Here is a 17,574-nt window from a genome sequence, read left to right as displayed (position 1 = left end):
CTGCTGTGCATAAGTCTGGTTGTGGCACGTTTGAGACATGCCGACGCACGGTAACGATGTCTCTTTATAGGGGGCGGGCGGAAGTCGTCGGTAGGCGGCCAAATCGACGCGACTGACCCAAATGCGACATCGTTCTCGCCGTCAATGTGCTAGGCTGAAAACTTGATTAGGGGTTTCCTCCGGGGGCTCAATGAGGCGGCGCGAGTTCATCACGCTTATTGGTGGTGCTGTGGTATGGCCGCTCGAAGCACGCGCGCAGAAAGCCGGCAGGCGGTACCGCATTGCGACATTAGGGCCTTTACCGCAGAGCTTCTTCGATGAACTGGGCAAAGCCGGATTTGTAAAAGGCAGCAACGTTGAATTTGATGGCCGTGGCATCGGCGTGGCTTCGGCCTCGTACGCGACCGTCGCTTTTGAACTGACCCAAGCAAGTCCAGATGTACTGCTGGTAGTCGGGACCGAAGCAGCACGTGCGGCACAGAAAGCAACACAACGCATTCCCATCGTGGCGCTCGCGGACGACCTGCTTGGCAGTAAGCTTGTCGCCTCCATGTCTCGTCCCGAAGGCAACACAACCGGTGTGGCCATCTTTGCCCCCCAACTTGACGCCAAGCGATTGGAGTTATTGCATGAGGCGCTACCCAGTGCTCGACGAATAGCCGTTCTCGCCGACCGCCAGCCAATACCAAACATAAGCGCCCTCGAAAGTGCCGCCGAAGCTTTCGGCATCGAAATCGCTCCGTTTGCCGCGCGGTCTGAGGAAGATGTCATCCGGGCGATAGACGCCATGAAGACGGCCCAGGTCGAGGCAGTCAACCTGCTGGCATCGCCAATACTATCGAGCAAATTCCGATCCTTGATCCGCGATCGATTAGCCCTGCGTCGTCTGCCAGCCATTTGGCAATGGCCCGAGGAAGCCGAGGACGGCGGCCTGATAGGCTATGGTCCCCGTCTCAGCATGGTTTTTGGCCAATGCGCTCGTCAGGTCGCGAAGCTATTGCGAGGCGCAAAAGTGGTTGATGTGCCCGTTGAGCAGCCGACTAAGTTTGAGTTGATCGTCAATCTCAAGACAGCCAAAACGCTAGGTGTCGAAATCCCACCGACGATGCTCTCCCGTGCCGACACGACGATCGAGTGAGTTCGCGATTTTCGGTTATTGGCACGTTTGAGACATGTGGACCGGCACTGAAGATGTCCGTTCATCGGGGTAGACCGGAAGTCATCAGCGGACGGAGAAAACGACGCGATTGACGCACTGCGGACTCTCTCGGGCGCCAAAGCGTCGCTCAAAGCGGACATTGGATTCCTTTAAAAGAGGGGCGTCGGATGGCTTTTTGATTGGAGCGCGACGTTCGATGGAATGACAACCCGAGGCCGGGCACAACGCTGCCGGGCTGGAATCGTCCTCACTGATGGCGGTCAGAAGGAGTAGAATGCGGCTCGCAAGCCAGTAGGATACGTTGACCTAAGCTCGGAGCGGACATGAGGCGGCGGGCTTTTCTCAGTGTCGTGTGTGGTGCGGTGGCATGGCCGCTCGCTGTGGCGGCACAGCAGAGCACCAATAGTAAGCGTCTTGCTATCTTCAGCCCAGCAGAGCCAAGCGCGGACTTGCATGAGCATAGCGAAAGCAAAAAGTCCCGAGCCTTTTTCGCGGAGCTTCGACGGTTGGGGTGGATCGAGGGACAAAACCTCAAGGTCGAAAGTTACGGCCGAGAGCAAAATGCGTCCGGCCCCGAAGCCCTGGCGACGGAAATCGTTCGGAGCAACCCGGATGTCATCCACGTCGTTGGCCCTGGCGCAGTCATCTTCAAAAAGCTGACATCGCGTATTCCGATCGTAGTGATAACTGCCGACCCCGTTAAGCAAGGGCTCGCCGAAAGTCTGGCTCACCCGGGCGGCAATTTCACGGGAGCCAGCATCGACGCCGGTCTGTCCATTCATGGGAAACGGATTGCACTGTTGCGCGAGATGGTTCCGACGATGTCGAAACTTGGCTGTCTCGCTCTTCGATTTCAATGGAATGGGCCGAGCGCAGGCGCTTTCCGCGCAGCTGCCGAAACGGCAGGCCTCCCTCTCGCGGTGTCTTTACTAGAATTCGGTACCAGCGAAGCAGACATTCGGGCGGCGGTCGAGAGCATCTCCCGCGACGGTGCAAATGCGGTCATGGTCCTCGATTCGCCTCAGGTCCTTCAAAACAGCACTTTGATCGCTACGCTGCTCGGCGACGCGAAGCTTCCGGCGATTTTTACGTTTACCGAATCCGTCGAGGCCGGGGGCTTAATGGCCTATTCCTTCGATCTAATCGAATTGCATAAGCGCGCCGCCCACAATATCGACGCAATTCTCCGAGGAGCAAAGCCCGGCGACATCCCGATCTACCAAGTAACCAAATTCGAGTTGTCCATCAATCTCAAGACAGCCAAGCAACTGGGGCTTTCCGTACCCCCTGCGCTCGTCGCGAGTGCCGATAAGGTAATTGAGTGAACGAGCAAAGGTCCGGCGTTGGCACTCACCGGACCAACCGGGCCGGTCTGACGAGGTCCGCTGTTAGGGGTCGACCGGGAATGGCTGGCAGAGCGTCAAAACGGCACTTTTGACCCTGAGCGGACCGAGCGCCAGATCCGCGCGTCCCCGTACGGCGCGATGACGCTGGGCAACCCCACGATGCTCGCTGGTGCTTAATCGACGCTTCGACCTTGTCGTCATCACATGATTGGGCGTACCATGTCCGCCGCGCGGTACTGCACGCATTCGAGATCATTCGCAGCGATCCACGAATATGCGGAGGACGCGATGAAGCAGGGTTTTGGGTGTTGGCTCGCTGCGCTAAGCATTGCATTCGCCAGCTTCGTAGCCGCGCAACCCGTGGCGGGGCAGCAGGCGGAAAAGACCTATCGCGTCGGCATCCTATGCGGTGGGTGCAGTGATCAGGAGGCCCCGTCGAGGCACGCACCAATTCGCCAGGCTCTGCGCGAACGCGGCTATGTCGAAGGCAGGAACATCGCCTTCGTGTACCGCTCGGCAGAAGGAAGATATGAGAAGTTACCCGACCTTGCCGCCGATCTGGTCCGGGCCAAGGTCGACGTCATCATGGCCGGTGGGGGGTTGCCCGGAGCCTTGGCTGCAAAAAACGCGACCACGACGATTCCGATCATATTCGTAGGCATTGGCGAAGACCCGGTTCAGCATGGCCTCGTTTCAAGCCTCTCTCGGCCTGGCGGCAACGTCACCGGATTAGTTGACCGCTATGCTGATCTGATTCCGAAACAGCTGGCCTTGCTGAAAGAGGCGGTGCCGAGCGTATCGCGCGTGGGCGTATTGTGGGATGCGCGCCTAAGGCAAGCGCTCGAACCAAGCTTCCAGGCGATGCAGACGGTGCTGCCGTCACTCGGGTTGCAGCATTACGCTATTGCGGTGAATGGGCCTGACGATCTCCCCGACGCACTCCGGGCGGCGAGTCGCGCGCGGGTCGAGGCGCTCATCCTGTTCCCGTCGCCTAAATTCTTTGTCCATCTTGCGGAATTCGCACTTATGACGGCAGAGCAAAAAATTCCTGCGATTTCCGGTTTTACCGACTTCGCTCGGGCCGGTGGTTTTTTGTCGTACGGTCCGGACAGCAAGAAAACTTGGCGGTATGCCGCGATATCCGTCGACAAGATTTTCAAGGGAACGAGTCCGGCCGATATTCCCGTCGAGCAATCAGATAATATAGATCTCGTCGTCAACCTTCAGACCGCGAGGGCGCTGGGGCTGATCGTGCCGCAAGCACTTTTGGTGTCGGCGAACGAGGTCATCGATTAAGGCAGGGACGACCTGTCGACGAAGCGCTGCGCCTCGTCGGTTGTGAGCATGTCCGCCTCTGGCACAAATGCGAAGTGCTGACTGGCTATAAAATTGTCTGCTTATAAGGGGGCGATCGGAAGTGATCGGCGCGCGCTCAAAACGGCGCTTTTGACCCATAGCAGTGTGCTACGCGGCGCATTTGCGACGCAGCATCCACACCAGCACTGAGTGCGACGACCATCGAAATCTGATACTCTCACCCGCGTCTCCTCAAGCTGCGACGAGGATCGAATGAAGCGGCGGGAGTTTATAGCATCTGCTGCGGCGCTGCTCGTTTCGCCACGGCGCTTGCAGGCGCAGGGGACACGCCGTCGGGTTGGCTTTCTTGCCATAGGTGATGGTAGCGGGCAGGCCCTCAATCAAGCCGAGCTTGTGTTGCTTGATGGGCTGCGAAACCACGGCTGGATAGATGGAAGAAACCTGATTCTCGAGTATCGTTTTTCCCACCCGCGGGATCGACTGTCAGCTTCAGTCGCCGACCTGATTGCTCTCAGTCCCGATGTGCTCATCGCTGCGGCACCGCAAGCAACCGTAGCCCTGAAATCGGCAACGGCTAGCATCCCGATCGTATTCGTGGCGGTGTTCGATCCAGTTGGGCTTGGCCTCGTGCAAAGCCTATCGCGTCCCGGCGGCAACATAACGGGTCTTGCGACCTCCGCGGGAGTAACGGTCGCAAAACAAATAGAAATCCTCCGGGAACTGGTTCCTGGCGCCTCGAAAATCGCGATCCTGGCCAACCCGGGCAACCCGATGCAGAGGCTGATATTAGCCGATGAGGTACCCAGCACAGCCCGGAAGCTAGGCGTTGCTCTGCCGATAGTTGAGGCGACCACGGCCGAGGAACTAGACTCTGCCTTCGCCTCGGCCGCCGCCCAGCACGCCGATGCAATGATTGTTTTTGGCGATCCTCTGACCGTTGTCCAGGCCCCGCGAGTTATCGCGCTCGCGGCGAAACATCATCTGCCTGCGATTCATCTCTCCCGACAATTCGCGAATGGCGGATTGATCGTCTACGGCCCCGATATAGCCGATCTGTTCCACCGTGCAGCCGGCTACGTCGATAAGATCCTCAAAGGGGCCAAGCCTGCCGATCTGCCGGTAGAGCAGCCGACCAAATTCCAGCTGGTGATCAACATGAAGACTGCCAAAGCGCTCGGCCTCACCGTGCCGCCCTCGTTACTCGTCCGCGCCGACGAGGTGATCGAATAAGTTCGGCACTTCCGGGTTTGTGAAGGTTTTCGATGCCGGCCCCACGATGGTGGTGCCGCACACACGGGCCGACGTCCGCAAACCTCCAAGGGAACCACGGGAGGGGCATGTAAGTGTCGCGGCGTGGGCTATGGGATTCAGATCGGCGTAGCGACACAATTGCGACCGGTCTGGAGATCAGTCGACCAAGTCTTGGATTTCGTTTACGGGCGACGTGCGCACACATTCACATTGAAGGCTTGGATCGGACGGTGAAAGCCCTTGAGCACGAGCCCGCCGACAGGCTCGGTCTCTGCAAGCTCCTCGATCGCCGCGAACACCTTGCTGTCGATCAGGATCTGTCCGTTTTTCGCCTCGGCGCACAGTCGCGCGGCGAGATTGACGACCGAGCCGGTGGCCGAATAGTCGTACCGGCCCTCGCAACCGATGCGGCCGAGCGTGGCGTAGCCGTGGGCGATGCCGACTCCGAACCCGAGTTCGTGACCCAACTTGCGCCAGTTGGTCGCAAGCGCGGCAGCGTGGTCGCGCATCGCGACGGCGAGCCGAACGGCGCGCAGCGCAGGATCGACACATGGCAGCGGATCGTTGAACAAGACCATGATGCCATCGCCGGCAAAGCGGTGCAACGTGCCTTCGAACTCGTGGATGAGCCTACCGAGGTCCGCGTGGTACTCGCGCAGAACCGCTATTACCTCCTCCGGCTCGGCCGTCTCCGCAAAGGCCGTGAACCCCCGCAGATCACAGAACAACACGGTCACATCTCGGCGGTGGCTGTCCAAGAGCTCTTCGCCCGAGGACATAACGATCTCGGCAATCTGCGGCGCCAGGAAGCTCTTGAGCCGGCCCATGCGTTCGATCTCGGCGACTTGCTCCGTGACGCGCTGCTCGAGCGTGCGGTTCCAGTCGGCGAGTTCGTGCGCCTGCCCCTGCACCTTGTCATGAAGTTCCTTGAGGCGCAGGACCGACTTCACACGCGCTACCAGCGCGGATTGATCGATCGGCTTGGTCAGATATTCGTCGGCCCCGGCCTCGAGCCCTGTGACGACATCCCTGGTATCGGCCTTGGCCGTCACCAGAATGATGGGCATGAACGGCAGCTCGGCATCCTGCTTGAGCCGGCGGCAGACCTCGATGCCGTCGATCTTGGGCATCATGACGTCGAGCAGGATCAGATCCGGGGCCCTTTCTCTCGCGGCAGCGAGCGCTTCCTCTCCGTCGGCCGCTTGCATGAGCTCATAGCCGTGTGGCGCCAGCCGTGCGCTGAGAATGTCGCGGTTCGCCTCGCTGTCGTCGACGATTAGAATGCGGGGAGGATGGTGCATCGGAGCTCGGCTCGTTAGGGCAGATATTCCCGGATCTTGGCGAGCAGCTCACGCGGACTAAAGGGCTTGGTGACATAGCCCTCGCAGCCCGCAGCCCGCGCCTTGTCCTCGTCTCCGCTCAGGGCGTAGGAGGTCACCGCGATAATGGGGATTGCGGAGAGCGCCGATTGAGCCTTGATCCGGCGTGTCGCCTCGTAGCCGTCCAGAAGCGGCAGCTGTATATCCATTAGGATGAGATCGGGCCGCTCCGCGGCGGCTGCCGCAACGCCGTCCTCGCCATTTTCGGCTTCGATCAGCTCGTAGCCGACGCTCGAAAGCAAATCCCGCAGGATTCGCCGGTTGTCCTCCTGATCTTCGATCACCAGGATGCGCTTGGTCATGGTTGCCTCGCCTGTTGCTCGACTCGCACCGGAACCGCAAAGGAAAATGTCGCGCCCTCGCCAGGGGCCGATTCCACCCAAATCCGCCCGTGGTGCAGTTCGATGATCCGCTTGGCGATCGACAGGCCGAGCCCCGTTCCGCCCTTCTTGCGGGTCGAGGATGTGTCGGCCTGCGCAAACTCCTCGAAGATCTTCGCTTGATGGTCTGCTGAAATTCCGGGCCCGGTATCACGAACGGCGACCGTAAACGTGCCATCCGCTGCCGAAGCCTTGATCGATACCGAGCCCCGGTCCGTGAACTTGATGGCATTGCCGACAAGGTTGAGCAGCACCTGCGCGAGGCGACGCTCATCGCCGCGGCCAATGGGCAGATCCGGGGCGACTTCAACATTGAGCGCCAGATCCTTTTCGGTTGCGAGCGACTCGACCGCGACGACCACGGCGTGTACGGCGTCTCTAAGCGAGTAGTCGGTCAGCGACAGGGTGAGCTGACCCGCCTCGATCTTGGACAGATCAAGGACGTCGTTGATCAGACCAAGAAGGTGCTTGCCGTTGCTCTGAACGCGCTCGAGCACCGCTCGCATCTTGTCGGGCATGTCACCATAGATGTTGTCCAGGATCAGCTCGGTGTAGCCGAGGATGGCGTTGAGTGGCGTGCGCAGCTCGTGACTCATGTTGGCGAGGAACTGCGATTTGTGCTTGCTCGCAATCTCGAGCTGCCGGCTCTTGTCCTCGATCTCATGGAACAGCCTGGCGTTCTGGATCGCCAGCACCGATTGGGCCGCGAAGGTCTGCAGGAGGTCGATCTTGCCAGCCGCGAACGTACCGGTGTCGCGCCGCCGTACCACCAGGGCGCCGACGATGGTGTCGCGGCTGAGCAACGGCACAGCCAGCAGCGATCGATAGCCGGCGCGTAGGATGAGCTCCAGCGTCGGCGAGGAGGGCTCCTGACGCAGGTCGGGGACCTGCAGGGGTCCGCGAACCGAAGCGGCCTGCTGCATCAGCCTCTCACCGGCACCGATCCGTTGGTCGCGGATCGCTGCAATCAGCGCCTCGTCCATTCCGTAGGTGGCGCTCAGCCGGAATTGCTGTTGCGCCTCGTCGAACACGTAGATAGCGCCGGCATCGGTATCCGAGAGCTGCACCGCCTTGGCGACGATGGTCGCAAGCACGGTTTCGAGATCGAGCGTCGAGTTCACCGCCTGGGTGACGTCGCCGAGCGCTTTCAGCTCCTGGACCGAGCGCCCGAGCTCCTCCGTTCGCGCCTGAAGCTCATCGAGCAGCCGAACATTCTCGATCGCGATCACGGCCTGGTCGGCGAAAGTCCGAACCAGCTCGATCTGCCTGTCAGTAAAGGGTTGCACCCGCTGGCGTCCGAGATTGATCGTACCGACCACGACCCCCTCGCGCAGTAGAGGCACGCCGAGCATGGTGTGAGTTTTTTCCAGCGTCACCGTCTCGGTTATGGAGTATTCCTCGTCGGAAGCGATGTCGGCGATGTGGACGACCTGTCCCTCAGATGCAACCCGTCCGGTCATGCTCCCACGCCCAACGGGCAAAACGCGACCTCGAATGAGCGCGTTGTATTCGGGCGCAAAGGAAAAGGTTGCTACCACCCGGTAAGCTTCTCCCTCGAGGTTGGAGATAAGCGCGGAATCGGCTTCGCACAGCCGTACGGCAGATTCGACCAGCGTATCGAGCACCGTCTGCAGGTCAAAGGCCGACCGGCTGATTACCTTGAGCACTTCCGCCGTCGCCGTCTGCTGCTGCAGGGACTCCCGCAATTCTGCGGTCCGCTGCTCGACCTTGTTTTCCAGGTCGGTATAAGATTCCTGCAACCGCGCGCCCATTTCGTTGAACTGGTCAGCGAGGCTTTCCAGTTCGTCGCCGGTCTTGATTGAGATGCGCTGGCCGAGATCGCCGGCGCCGATGCGTGCGGCGCCCGCGCGCAGCGCCTGGATCGGGCCGACCATGCGTCGCGCCAGCAGCATCCCCGCAAGCACAGCAAACACTGATGCCGCAAGCAGCACGAACGCTAGCCGCTGCAAGGCGGTGTAGAGCGGGGCATAGGCTTCCTCGACCGGTAGTTCGACAAACATGGTCCAACCGAGCGGTAAGATCGGCGCGGATGCGGTCAACACCTCTTGCCCCTGGATATTGCGTGCGCTCTGCAGCTCGTCGGCTGTGCCGCCCGCCTGCCCAGCTTGCGCTGCCTGCACCTGCGCGAGCTTGGACATGTCGGTGTTGCGCAGCACAAGGCTGATGTCGGGATGCGCAATCAGCCGGCCCTCAGCGTCGACGACATAAGCGCGGCCGTGCTCGCCAACCTTGATCTGGGACACCACGTCCCAGATCAGCTTCAAGTTGACCTCGGCGATGCTGACGCCAGCGTCCTTACGGGTGCCGGCCACCGCCAACGTCATATAGGGCTCGGATTCCCTGCGAAAGTAGACCGGCCCGTAGTAGACCTTGTGGGCGACGGGCTCGGTGAATTTCGGCTCCTTTGAAAGGTCAAGGCCGCTGTCGATCACGTCCATGGCCAAGCGCGAGACGCGCAGCCGCTCCTTGCCGGCAGAATCCACCTGCGCGAGTTCGGTGATCGCCGGCACCTGACGCAGCAATCGCAGCGCGTCAAAGCGGCGCTGTTCGATTGAACCCGCCGACCACGGTAATTGGGTGGTCCATCCGAGCTGGCTCTCGATTTCCTTGATGAACCGGCTGATCCTGGCCGCCGCAGCCACCGCCTGTTCCTGCTGAATCCGGATCAGCGAGGCCTTGTGCTCGCGGTAATAGAAGAAAACCTCGAAACTTCCGTTGGCTAGCAGCGCGACGCCAACCACGGCGACAAACAGCGCAACGTACTTGATGAAGAGCCCGCTGCGGTTCCTCGCGCCGGATGAAACCGCTCCCAACCCCGCGCTCGCTACCGGCGATCCCGCTAGCGTCCGACCCCGTGGCGTGTCCGGGTGGAGGGAGATGCTCATTGCTCAAATCTAGCAGCAATGCTGCAGCTTGTCTCAGCCTGCGGACCGGGAGCCGGCAGGCGGTGACGGAACCCGAGGTTGCTCGCCCAACAGAGAGTTACCGAAAGCTACAGGCGTGGTCCTCTGAGGGGGAGGGCGCATGCGACGAAAGGAATTCATCTCATTCCTTGGCAGCGCGGCAACGTGCTTGCCCGCGGCGAGTGCGGCAGCCATCCACGGCCCGGACGCTTCGTAATTTGGAGACACTGACAGCGCTCGACCCAGAGCCTCCCGTCGCATGCGTTAGCCGCGCCGGCGACGTGATCCAATGAGGGCGTAGTTTGCTGTGGTGCATGAGTCCGGAGTTTGCACGAAACGGACCTGCCGATATGGTCGCTGAATTTCCGCACTTTGGGGTAGAACGGACGTCCGTCAGATAAGTCGCGATGTCCGAGTATGACCACAAAGCGTGACCTCGACGGTGGGCGCGTCAAAGGTCTGTAATTGACCCGGAACTCCCAGCCCAAGGTGTACGCGATTTTCCGCGCACGCCCATTTCCAATCTCAGACGACTACGACATAATTTCCGCCGCGGTTGGCAGCACGAGCGAAGGTGACGCTCATGGTCTTGCCGGGCTTCGTATTGCAGAGACAAGCAGCCAGATAGCGGCAATAACTGGGGGATAGGTGCCGGGAGAATAGCAATGTTGACGACCGATTATTTGATCATCGGCAGCGGTACCGCTGGCATGAGCTTCGCAGACCAATTGTTAACCGACACCAATGCCACCATTGGTATCATCGACCGGCATCACATGCCGGGCGGCCACTGGAACGACGCCTATTCCTTTGTCCGGCTGCATCAGCCATCTGCGTTCTATGGCGTGGGATCGCGTCAACTCGGCAGCAACCGCATCGACGTATCCAGCCTCAATCGGGGTTATTATGAACTGGCCTCTGGCCCGGAGATCGTCAGCTATTTCGACAGGCTGATGCAAGAACGTTTTCTGCCTTCGGGTCGCGTCCAGTATTTTCCGATGTGTGACCATCTGGGAGACGGCCGATTCATTTCCCTCGTCTCGGGCGCAATCCAGCAGATGGCGTTTAGCAAGAGACTCGTGCACGCTACGTTCTTGAACACCCAGGTGCCCTCGACGCACACCCCCTCCTTTCGAGTCGCCGAAGGCGTCAAACTCGTAACGCCCAACCTGCTGCCGATTTCCGCGCCCGGGCACCAACGCTACGTTATCTTGGGCGGCGGCAAAACAGCGATGGATGTCGGAACCTGGCTGCTGCAGATGGGCGTTCGGCCGGAAAATATCCGATGGATCGTACCACGAGATTCCTGGGTGCAAAATCGCGACGCGACTCAGCCCGGCGACGCCTTTTTCGAGCGCACAGCCGGCGGAATGGCCGACAGGTTGGAGGCGGCGGCCGAAGCCACCTCGGTCGCGGATCTCTTCGAGCGGCTGGAACGAAGAGGTCAGATGTTACGCATCGATCGGACTGTGCGGCCGACCGGGTTTCGCGGCGCCACGCTCTCGATCCTCGAAGTGGAAGCGCTGAGCACTATCAAGGACGTAGTTCGCAAAGGACGTGTTAGGCGGATCGAGCGCGATGCGATTGTCCTTGATGAAGGCACTGTCGATGCTGCGCCGGACGACCTCTACGTGGATTGTACCGCGAAGGCATTCAGCAGACGCCCTCCAGTTCCGGTCTTCAATGGCGATCAGATCACGCTCCAATTGTTGCGCGTCGGGCGTTACAGTTTCAGCGCGGCCTTCATCGCACATGCCGAAGCGGTCTATGACGATGACGTGATCAAGAACGATCTTTGTGCGCCGATTTCGACGCCAGACGTCGCTGCGGATTGGCTTAGGAATATGCTCTCGGATTTGCGTAATGCAAAGCGATGGGCGGCCGAAAAAGCGCTGCGTACATGGATCGCCGAGCACAGGCTATCAGGCGCCGGATTCCCAGATACCGGCGCGGCATCGAGTCCCGAAGGGATACGCATTCTTGAGCGCCTGCGCGAAGCCCGTCCGCGGGCTGCAGCAAGCTTAGCACGGCTTGTCGCCGAACTCGATCGGCCCATATAGGCTCGGGAAGACCGATACCGCATTTGTCTGCTTCTTGGCACGAAGGAGACGTTAGCGAGTGCGGACGCGGCGTCTTGCAAATCGCGCGCTTTGTCGCGTGAGGTTCGCTCCGGCCTGTCACGGAAGGCCCTGCCTATGACAGGAACACTGCCGGAATTCACTGCCTTCTGTAGATTCCGATCAGCTCCAAGGAGGTCTAGTATGCGCCTTATTCCATATCCGCTAAGCTGAAGCAAAATGCAGTAGTTTTCATCGCCTCTCCAGAGGGACAGCTTTATGCCGACAACGCTTCGAGAGATGGCGCTCACACTCGATCTTGTGGCACGCACCACGCGCGTGGTCGAGGATGCAGGCCCGAGCCCCGGCGCGGTCTACATGACCGATGAAGATTACGACGCGGCCATAGGCAACGTTCTCGCACACGCACCACCTAGTGATGTCTGGCTCTTTGGCTATGGCTCGCTTCTCTGGAAGCCGGTATGTGAATTTAGCGAAAGCCGGATAGCTACAGTTCGGGGATGGCATCGGGCGTTTTGCTATCGGGTGGCCCGCTTTCGCGGCACCCGCGATAAGCCGGGATTGATGCTTGCCCTTGATCGCGGCGGCAGCTGCAAAGGCATGATCTTTAAGCTCCCTCCCGATCAGGTCTCGGCGAGCCTGAATGCCCTATTTCGGCGCGAGATGATGGTCAAACCAGCGGCGAACGTACCGCGTTGGATGACAGCTGAAACGGATGAAGGTCCGATCCGGGCTCTCAGTATCGTGGTAAACCGCGAAAGCCCGCACTACTCTGGGACGTTGGCGTTAGAAGAGGCCGCCAACATTCTGGCATCAGCTGCGGGACATTGGGGCTCCTGCGCAGAATACCTCAGAGAAACTGTGTTCCGATTAGAAGAACTGGGCATTCACGACGAGTCGCTATGGCGACTCCAGGCGCTAGTGGCGGAAAGGCTGCAAGTCACTCTAAGCTCCGAAAATTCGAACTAAGCCGGTTGCCGTGCCGCTTTGGATGACGGTTGCCAACTGCACCGCTTTTTCAAGATATCTCGGGTAGACGTAAGGGCTGAAGCCTCTTTCAGTTTAGGCCAAACGTCGCCTACTGGCGCCTTTGAGACATGACGACGGCCATTACGACATCCGCTTCCAGGCGGCGAAGAGCGGAAGTAGCCGGCCGAGAGCCAAAATGACGCGATTGACCCATTTCGGACATCGGGCTTAGTCGGACATCAGCCCGTTTTCTACTAAGCTGCACTCGATTTTTCGGGCCGAGCTGCGTCTTGAGCGGCGAGCGCGTCGAACGGCGACTGGCAGCGGTGCTGGCGGCGGATGATCGCGGGGTGTGGCCGGCTAAGCGCTTTTCAATCTTGCCTTGGCTCTGACCAGGTCAGTGGTGTCAAAACCTTCACTAAAGGATGCGTAAACCTCGCCAAGTTGTAAGTAACACCTGTTGTCGTCTTGTCTCAGCTTGTACAGGTCACACATGCTCAGACAAAGTCTAAGTTCAAAGTATTTGGCTTTCTGTTCGCGCGCAACCTTAAGACCTTCGCAAAAGTAATGCTCCGCCTGATCCAGATTTTGGTTCGATCGCAGGTACGTTTCACCGAGCAAACGATATATTTCGGCCGCGTAAAAGCGTTCGGAGTTCTCTGTATTGAGCCTCAATTGCGCCTGTTTCAAAAAGTCGAGCGCTTGCCCGTAGCGTTTGTTCTTTAGGCATGCATCCGCCAGTAACCCCAAAGCATAAGACTCAAATATTAGCGCGCCAGTGGCCCGCTCTTGTTCCAAGCCTTCTTGAACCTCGGCAATGCCTTTCTCAAATTCACCTTGGTAGGTATTTGCCCATCCACGCAAAATCAAAGCCATGGCCAGATAGTGCACAAACTCATGCTCTTCGCAGAATGCGATGACAGCGTTTGCCTGGTCTGCAACAGCGGCAACATCGCCGCGAAGCTGATGCACGCGAAGGCTTATCGTTCGTGCGATTGCTTCACTGAACGGATGTTGAGATACATCTGCGTATCGGCGAGCCTCCGTGCAAATTCGTAGCGCCCGATCTGGATAGCCGAGCAGACAAAGTGCCATGCCGTCGTATAATCTTACATGAACTCGGGGATCTTGCGCTGACAGGTCAATATATGCTGCAGCCTTACTGTCTTCACAGAGGCCAATACTGCGTTCTAGCTCCGCGTGGGCATCGGCAAATTTTCCCTGTGCAAACAGGGTAAACCCTAAGGCTTCATGGGCAAGAACCTTGCAAACCGAGTTGTCCGCGTTCTCGGCGCTATTCAGCAAATGCTCAGCAAGGGCCTGAGCTTCACCAAGCGATGCGTGAACAAAATTCCACGTCCATAAACCAAAGACCGCGGGCGAGATAAGCTCGTCGAGACCAGTCTCTTTGCACAGGTGAAGTGCTCGCGTGTACGCATGCTTGACACTGTCAGTGCTCCAACCTTTGATCGCACGAAGGGAGTTGCCGAGCGACGTCTGAAGGAGCAACTCCGATTTGGCGCATAGCATCGGGTCGTCGATATTTGGAATCTGATTCAATCCTTGTTTCAGATGACCGACCGCTTCGTTGTGCGCCGAACGAGCCGCGGATCGTTTACCTGCCTCGTGCCAGTAGTGTACGGCCGTTTCGTAGTTTCTCGCCTGTGTGTAGTGGTACGCAATAGTCTCGGGCTGAGTTTGCACGATTTCAGGGAATTGCTGATCCAGCGCCTTCGCAATAGCGGCGTGCAGATGCACGCGGCGGCTCTTTAGGAGCCCCTCATACGCGGCGTCCCGCACCAGCGCGTGTTTGAAGGTGTAAACCGCGTGTGGAATTTCGCCCCGGCAGAATATCAGTTCCGAGCGCACTAACTGATCAAGCGCCTCGTCCAATCGCTGCTTCGGCAGCCCGGCGACGGCGCTCACAAGTTCGTAGTGGAATTCGCGACCCGCGACGGCTCCGATTTGGGCGACGTCCCGCACCGGCGACAATCGATCAAGGCGAGCCATTAACGAAGCCTGCAACGTGGTTGGGATCGCCAATGACGGTAAGGGACCCTCAAGAACATATTCGCCGTCCCGCTCCTGCAACAACCCGCCTTCCAGCACCATCTTCGTTAGTTCCTCGACGAATAGCGGCACCCCATCGGTGTGTGCGAGAATGCGCTCCATTACCTCCTTCGGGAGTGTTTTGCCGCCGGTCAACCGCAAGACCAGCGCTGCGCCGTCGCGCCGGCCAAGGCGGGTGAGCGGGATTGTTGTGGTGTGGGGATAACTCGGCCAAGGGAGCGTGAATTGGGGTCTTGCCGTGATCAGCACCAGCGCCCGAAGCTGCGGCACGTGCTCCACAGTAGCTGCGAGCAGCTCAAGCGACGTTGGGTCAATCCAGTGTACATCTTCGAAAATGAGTAAAACCGGCTGCTGCGCCACTAACCCATCGAGCTGGGCCAATAGTGCCGCAAAGGTCTTCTCCTTGCGCTTTTGTGGAGTGAGGTCCAGCAGTCTGTAGTGATCATCGGTTGGCAGCGCCAACAAATTGGCGAGAACCGCCAGGTGTTCGGGATCGTGTGTGGATTGCGCGAGTAGAGCGTCGAGCTTGCATAGCCTCTCGTTGGGTAAGTCGCTGTGCTTGAACCCGGCAGCACGCTCGAGCTGGCTGATGAATGGGAACAATGCGCTGTGGGTATGATGCTCAGAGCAGAAATAGCGAAGGGTAATGTGTGATTCGGCCTGGAGCCGCTCATTAAGCGCCGACGCAATGTGTGACTTGCCAATACCCGGCTCTCCCGTAAGGGTCACCACCCGGCCTTCTTCCTGTATAGCTTGTCGCCAGCGGCGTAACAGCAACTCTATTTCCTCGTCGCGCCCGACCAGCGGCGGCAGCTTGGTGGTGTGCATGGCCTCGAAGTGGCTTTCTACACCGCTCATCTCCAGCACCTGATAGACCCGGACCGGCTCCGCCCAGCCTTTCAGTGCGACTGGACCGAGGTCGCGGTAATGAAACTCTCCCCCGGTAAGCCGGCGCGTGCTCGCGCAGATCAACACAGTCTCTGGCTCGGCCATCGTTTGTAGGCGCGCGGCGAGGTTCGGCGTCTCGCCAACAACCGCTTGCTCTGCCGGAATATTCTCAATCAGAAGCTCGGTTACGACCACAGTGCCCGTCGCAATGCCGACGCGAACCTGCAGCGCCGCAGCGGCATTCCGGATGCTCGCCACAGCATGAATGAGTGCGAGTGCGGCGCGCACAGCCTGCTCGGCATCATCCTCATGTGCTTGCGGATAGCCGAAATAGACCAAGACACCGTCACCCATGTAGCGAGCAATCTTCCCTTGATAGCGGCTTATGACGTCTGTGATGCAGGTGTGATAGGCGCCAATCAGCGTGCGCATGTCCTCCGGGTCCAACCGCGCAGAAAGGGCTGTGGAGCCAACCAAGTCACAAAACATCACTGTAAGGTGGCGCCGCTCGCCTTCATCCGGTCGCCTTGGTCCGGTCGTTGTTTTCGCCGGTTTAGACCTAGCTGCGTCATCAAGCTCTGCGATGGCACGCAGTAGCTTGCGACGATGACCTAGCAGGACGCCCAGCTCCCTTAGGTCCTGATCTGTCAGGTCGCGCACGACCGAGAGGTCAATGCCGTTTTCGGCGAAGCGCTGGGCGTACTCTGATAAGCCGATTGACTCGAGCCACTCCGTGACGCCTCTCATGGTATTGGCGCCTCCCCGCTCAGTTCTCGGTCCCTGGGGGAATTTAGTACTACACAATGTATTACGCACGAAGAAAGAGCGCACGCGCAACGAATTAGGTCCAAATGGGCAGGACGGCGCAATCTGCAACCAACACTCGAGCTTTCATAGTTTGAAACTGTTGGACGGTTAAGCCCACAACCTTTGTGCAGTGCCGCCCAATCTTCTCCACCGTTTCCGGTCCGCCTGCGTTCTTCGTTTCTCGGCTACAATGTCGATTTCAGTCAAGTGAGCCTCTCGCTGTGAGTGCACGACTCACCTGCTGTGCGATTTCCGATTAGCACTTTTGATACATGCTCACTGGCCCCGACGACGTCTGTTTACAGGGAAAGACCGGAAGTAGTAGGCCGACGACCAAAGTGACGCGATTGAACCCAGAAGAGACATGAGGCCGAGGCGAAGAGACGCAACATCCTTCCCTTGTGACCCAGTTCACAATCAGCCGGAGGCGATGTGATAAAATCGAAATGCATAGGGAGACTTTCAGGAAAACTGACCATCGTGCCTACCCACGCTCTCGGCGTCGTCTCTTGAAGACAACCGACGAGAGCTCAGGTTGGTCAGCAACAGATCAGGTGCGGCATGGAGTGCCCGAGCTGCGGCAGCGCCAACCCTGACGGTCACGACATCTGCCGCGACTGTGGCAGGCCGCTATCTGTGCGCTGCGCCGCATGCGGGTCCGAGAACCCGTCGGGCAAGAGATTCTGTGGCGACTGCGGCGCCCCGCTGATGCCGATAGGAGCGGCGCGAGTATCGGTAGCGGCGGGACGGGCGGTGTGCTCCGTACCGCGGGTATCAGAACCGCTGATCTTTCCACCGGCGCCAAGTTCATCCGCGGAGCGCCGTCAGCTCACAGTGATGTTCTGCGACCTCGTCGGTTCGACGGCGCTTGCGGCACAACTCGATCCGGAAGATTTACGAGAAACCATTGCCGCATACCGCGATGGCGTCGCGGCGATCGTCCGGAAATATGGCGGCACCATCAGTCGCTACATTGGTGATGGCATGCTGATCCTGTTCGGCCATC

At 59.2% G+C, this 17,574-nt stretch carries 11 protein-coding genes; 7 read left to right on the top strand and 4 right to left on the bottom strand.

The genetic code is table 11. The annotated features are described in order from the left end of the window. Positions 1–190 precede the first annotated feature (190 nt). The 4 genes from C7G61_RS37575 to C7G61_RS37560 all read left to right on the top strand — a co-directional run bounded on the left by C7G61_RS37575 (position 191) and on the right by C7G61_RS37560 (position 5,052). Positions 191–1,138, top strand: a complete 948-nt coding sequence (locus C7G61_RS37575; RefSeq protein ID WP_108522712.1) for an ABC transporter substrate-binding protein — start codon at positions 191–193, stop codon at positions 1,136–1,138. Between the two features lie 344 nt (positions 1,139–1,482). Next, positions 1,483–2,484 (top strand): ABC transporter substrate-binding protein, encoded by a 1,002-nt coding sequence (locus tag C7G61_RS37570; protein ID WP_108522711.1) that lies wholly within the window; start codon positions 1,483–1,485, stop codon positions 2,482–2,484. Between the two features lie 309 nt (positions 2,485–2,793). Continuing rightward, positions 2,794–3,801, top strand: coding sequence for an ABC transporter substrate-binding protein (locus C7G61_RS37565; RefSeq protein WP_190242154.1), 1,008 nt, complete (start codon positions 2,794–2,796; stop codon positions 3,799–3,801). A 273-nt stretch (positions 3,802–4,074) separates the two neighbouring features. Then, positions 4,075–5,052 carry an ABC transporter substrate-binding protein gene (locus C7G61_RS37560; RefSeq protein ID WP_108522709.1) on the top strand — a complete coding sequence of 326 codons (978 nt, stop codon included), beginning with the start codon at positions 4,075–4,077 and terminating at the stop codon, positions 5,050–5,052. A 203-nt stretch (positions 5,053–5,255) separates the two neighbouring features. Here C7G61_RS37560 and C7G61_RS37555 read toward each other — a convergent pair whose 3' ends face one another. From C7G61_RS37555 to C7G61_RS37545, 3 genes are read right to left on the bottom strand one after another with little or no spacing between them, the layout of a single operon-like run. Continuing rightward, positions 5,256–6,374 carry an adenylate/guanylate cyclase domain-containing protein gene (locus C7G61_RS37555; protein WP_108522708.1) on the bottom strand — a complete coding sequence of 373 codons (1,119 nt, stop codon included), beginning with the start codon at positions 6,372–6,374 and terminating at the stop codon, positions 5,256–5,258. 14 nt (positions 6,375–6,388) lie between these two features. Continuing rightward, on the bottom strand, positions 6,389–6,754 hold the full coding sequence (locus tag C7G61_RS37550; RefSeq protein WP_108522707.1) for a response regulator: 366 nt from the start codon (positions 6,752–6,754) through the stop codon (positions 6,389–6,391). Continuing rightward, on the bottom strand, positions 6,751–9,738 hold the full coding sequence (locus C7G61_RS37545) for a GAF domain-containing protein (RefSeq protein ID WP_108522706.1): 2,988 nt from the start codon (positions 9,736–9,738) through the stop codon (positions 6,751–6,753). Before C7G61_RS37545 ends, C7G61_RS37550 begins: the two co-directional genes overlap by 4 nt. Before the next feature lie 683 nt (positions 9,739–10,421). Between C7G61_RS37545 and C7G61_RS37540 the strand changes: the two genes are divergently transcribed. Both C7G61_RS37540 and C7G61_RS37535 read left to right on the top strand, forming a co-directional pair. Then, entirely contained in the window at positions 10,422–11,816 is a 1,395-nt protein-coding gene (locus C7G61_RS37540) for an NAD(P)-binding protein (protein ID WP_108522705.1), read from the top strand. Between the two features lie 276 nt (positions 11,817–12,092). Then, entirely contained in the window at positions 12,093–12,803 is a 711-nt protein-coding gene (locus tag C7G61_RS37535; RefSeq protein WP_108522704.1) for a gamma-glutamylcyclotransferase, read from the top strand. Positions 12,804–13,163: 360 nt separating this feature from the next. Here the strand turns inward: C7G61_RS37535 and C7G61_RS37530 are convergent, their stop codons facing one another. Further along, entirely contained in the window at positions 13,164–16,508 is a 3,345-nt protein-coding gene (locus C7G61_RS37530; protein ID WP_108522703.1) for an adenylate/guanylate cyclase domain-containing protein, read from the bottom strand. A 621-nt stretch (positions 16,509–17,129) separates the two neighbouring features. On the opposite strand from C7G61_RS37530, the gene C7G61_RS47640 reads away from it, so the two are divergent. After that, a partial coding sequence (locus C7G61_RS47640; protein ID WP_190242153.1) for a double zinc ribbon domain-containing protein occupies positions 17,130–17,574 on the top strand: 445 nt, incomplete at its 3' end.

It is taken from the genome of Bradyrhizobium algeriense, from assembly GCF_003062295.1.
Classification (GTDB): Bacteria; Pseudomonadota; Alphaproteobacteria; order Rhizobiales; family Xanthobacteraceae; genus Bradyrhizobium; species Bradyrhizobium algeriense.
This window is presented reverse-complemented; position numbering and strand designations above follow the sequence as displayed.

What these genes read in the sequence shown, in the direction of transcription:
- C7G61_RS37540 (WP_108522705.1), top strand. Translation starts at nt 10,422, where the DNA reads ATGTTGACGACCGATTATTTGATCATCGGCAGCGGTACCGCTGGCATG.
- C7G61_RS37575 (WP_108522712.1), top strand. Translation starts at nt 191, where the DNA reads ATGAGGCGGCGCGAGTTCATCACGCTTATTGGTGGTGCTGTGGTATGG.
- C7G61_RS37535 (WP_108522704.1), top strand. Translation starts at nt 12,093, where the DNA reads ATGCCGACAACGCTTCGAGAGATGGCGCTCACACTCGATCTTGTGGCA.
- C7G61_RS37570 (WP_108522711.1), top strand. Translation starts at nt 1,483, where the DNA reads ATGAGGCGGCGGGCTTTTCTCAGTGTCGTGTGTGGTGCGGTGGCATGG.
- C7G61_RS37555 (WP_108522708.1), bottom strand. Translation starts at nt 6,374, where the DNA reads ATGCACCATCCTCCCCGCATTCTAATCGTCGACGACAGCGAGGCGAAC.
- C7G61_RS37565 (WP_190242154.1), top strand. Translation starts at nt 2,794, where the DNA reads ATGAAGCAGGGTTTTGGGTGTTGGCTCGCTGCGCTAAGCATTGCATTC.
- C7G61_RS37530 (WP_108522703.1), bottom strand. Translation starts at nt 16,508, where the DNA reads ATGAGAGGCGTCACGGAGTGGCTCGAGTCAATCGGCTTATCAGAGTAC.
- C7G61_RS37550 (WP_108522707.1), bottom strand. Translation starts at nt 6,754, where the DNA reads ATGACCAAGCGCATCCTGGTGATCGAAGATCAGGAGGACAACCGGCGA.
- C7G61_RS37560 (WP_108522709.1), top strand. Translation starts at nt 4,075, where the DNA reads ATGAAGCGGCGGGAGTTTATAGCATCTGCTGCGGCGCTGCTCGTTTCG.
- C7G61_RS37545 (WP_108522706.1), bottom strand. Translation starts at nt 9,738, where the DNA reads ATGAGCATCTCCCTCCACCCGGACACGCCACGGGGTCGGACGCTAGCG.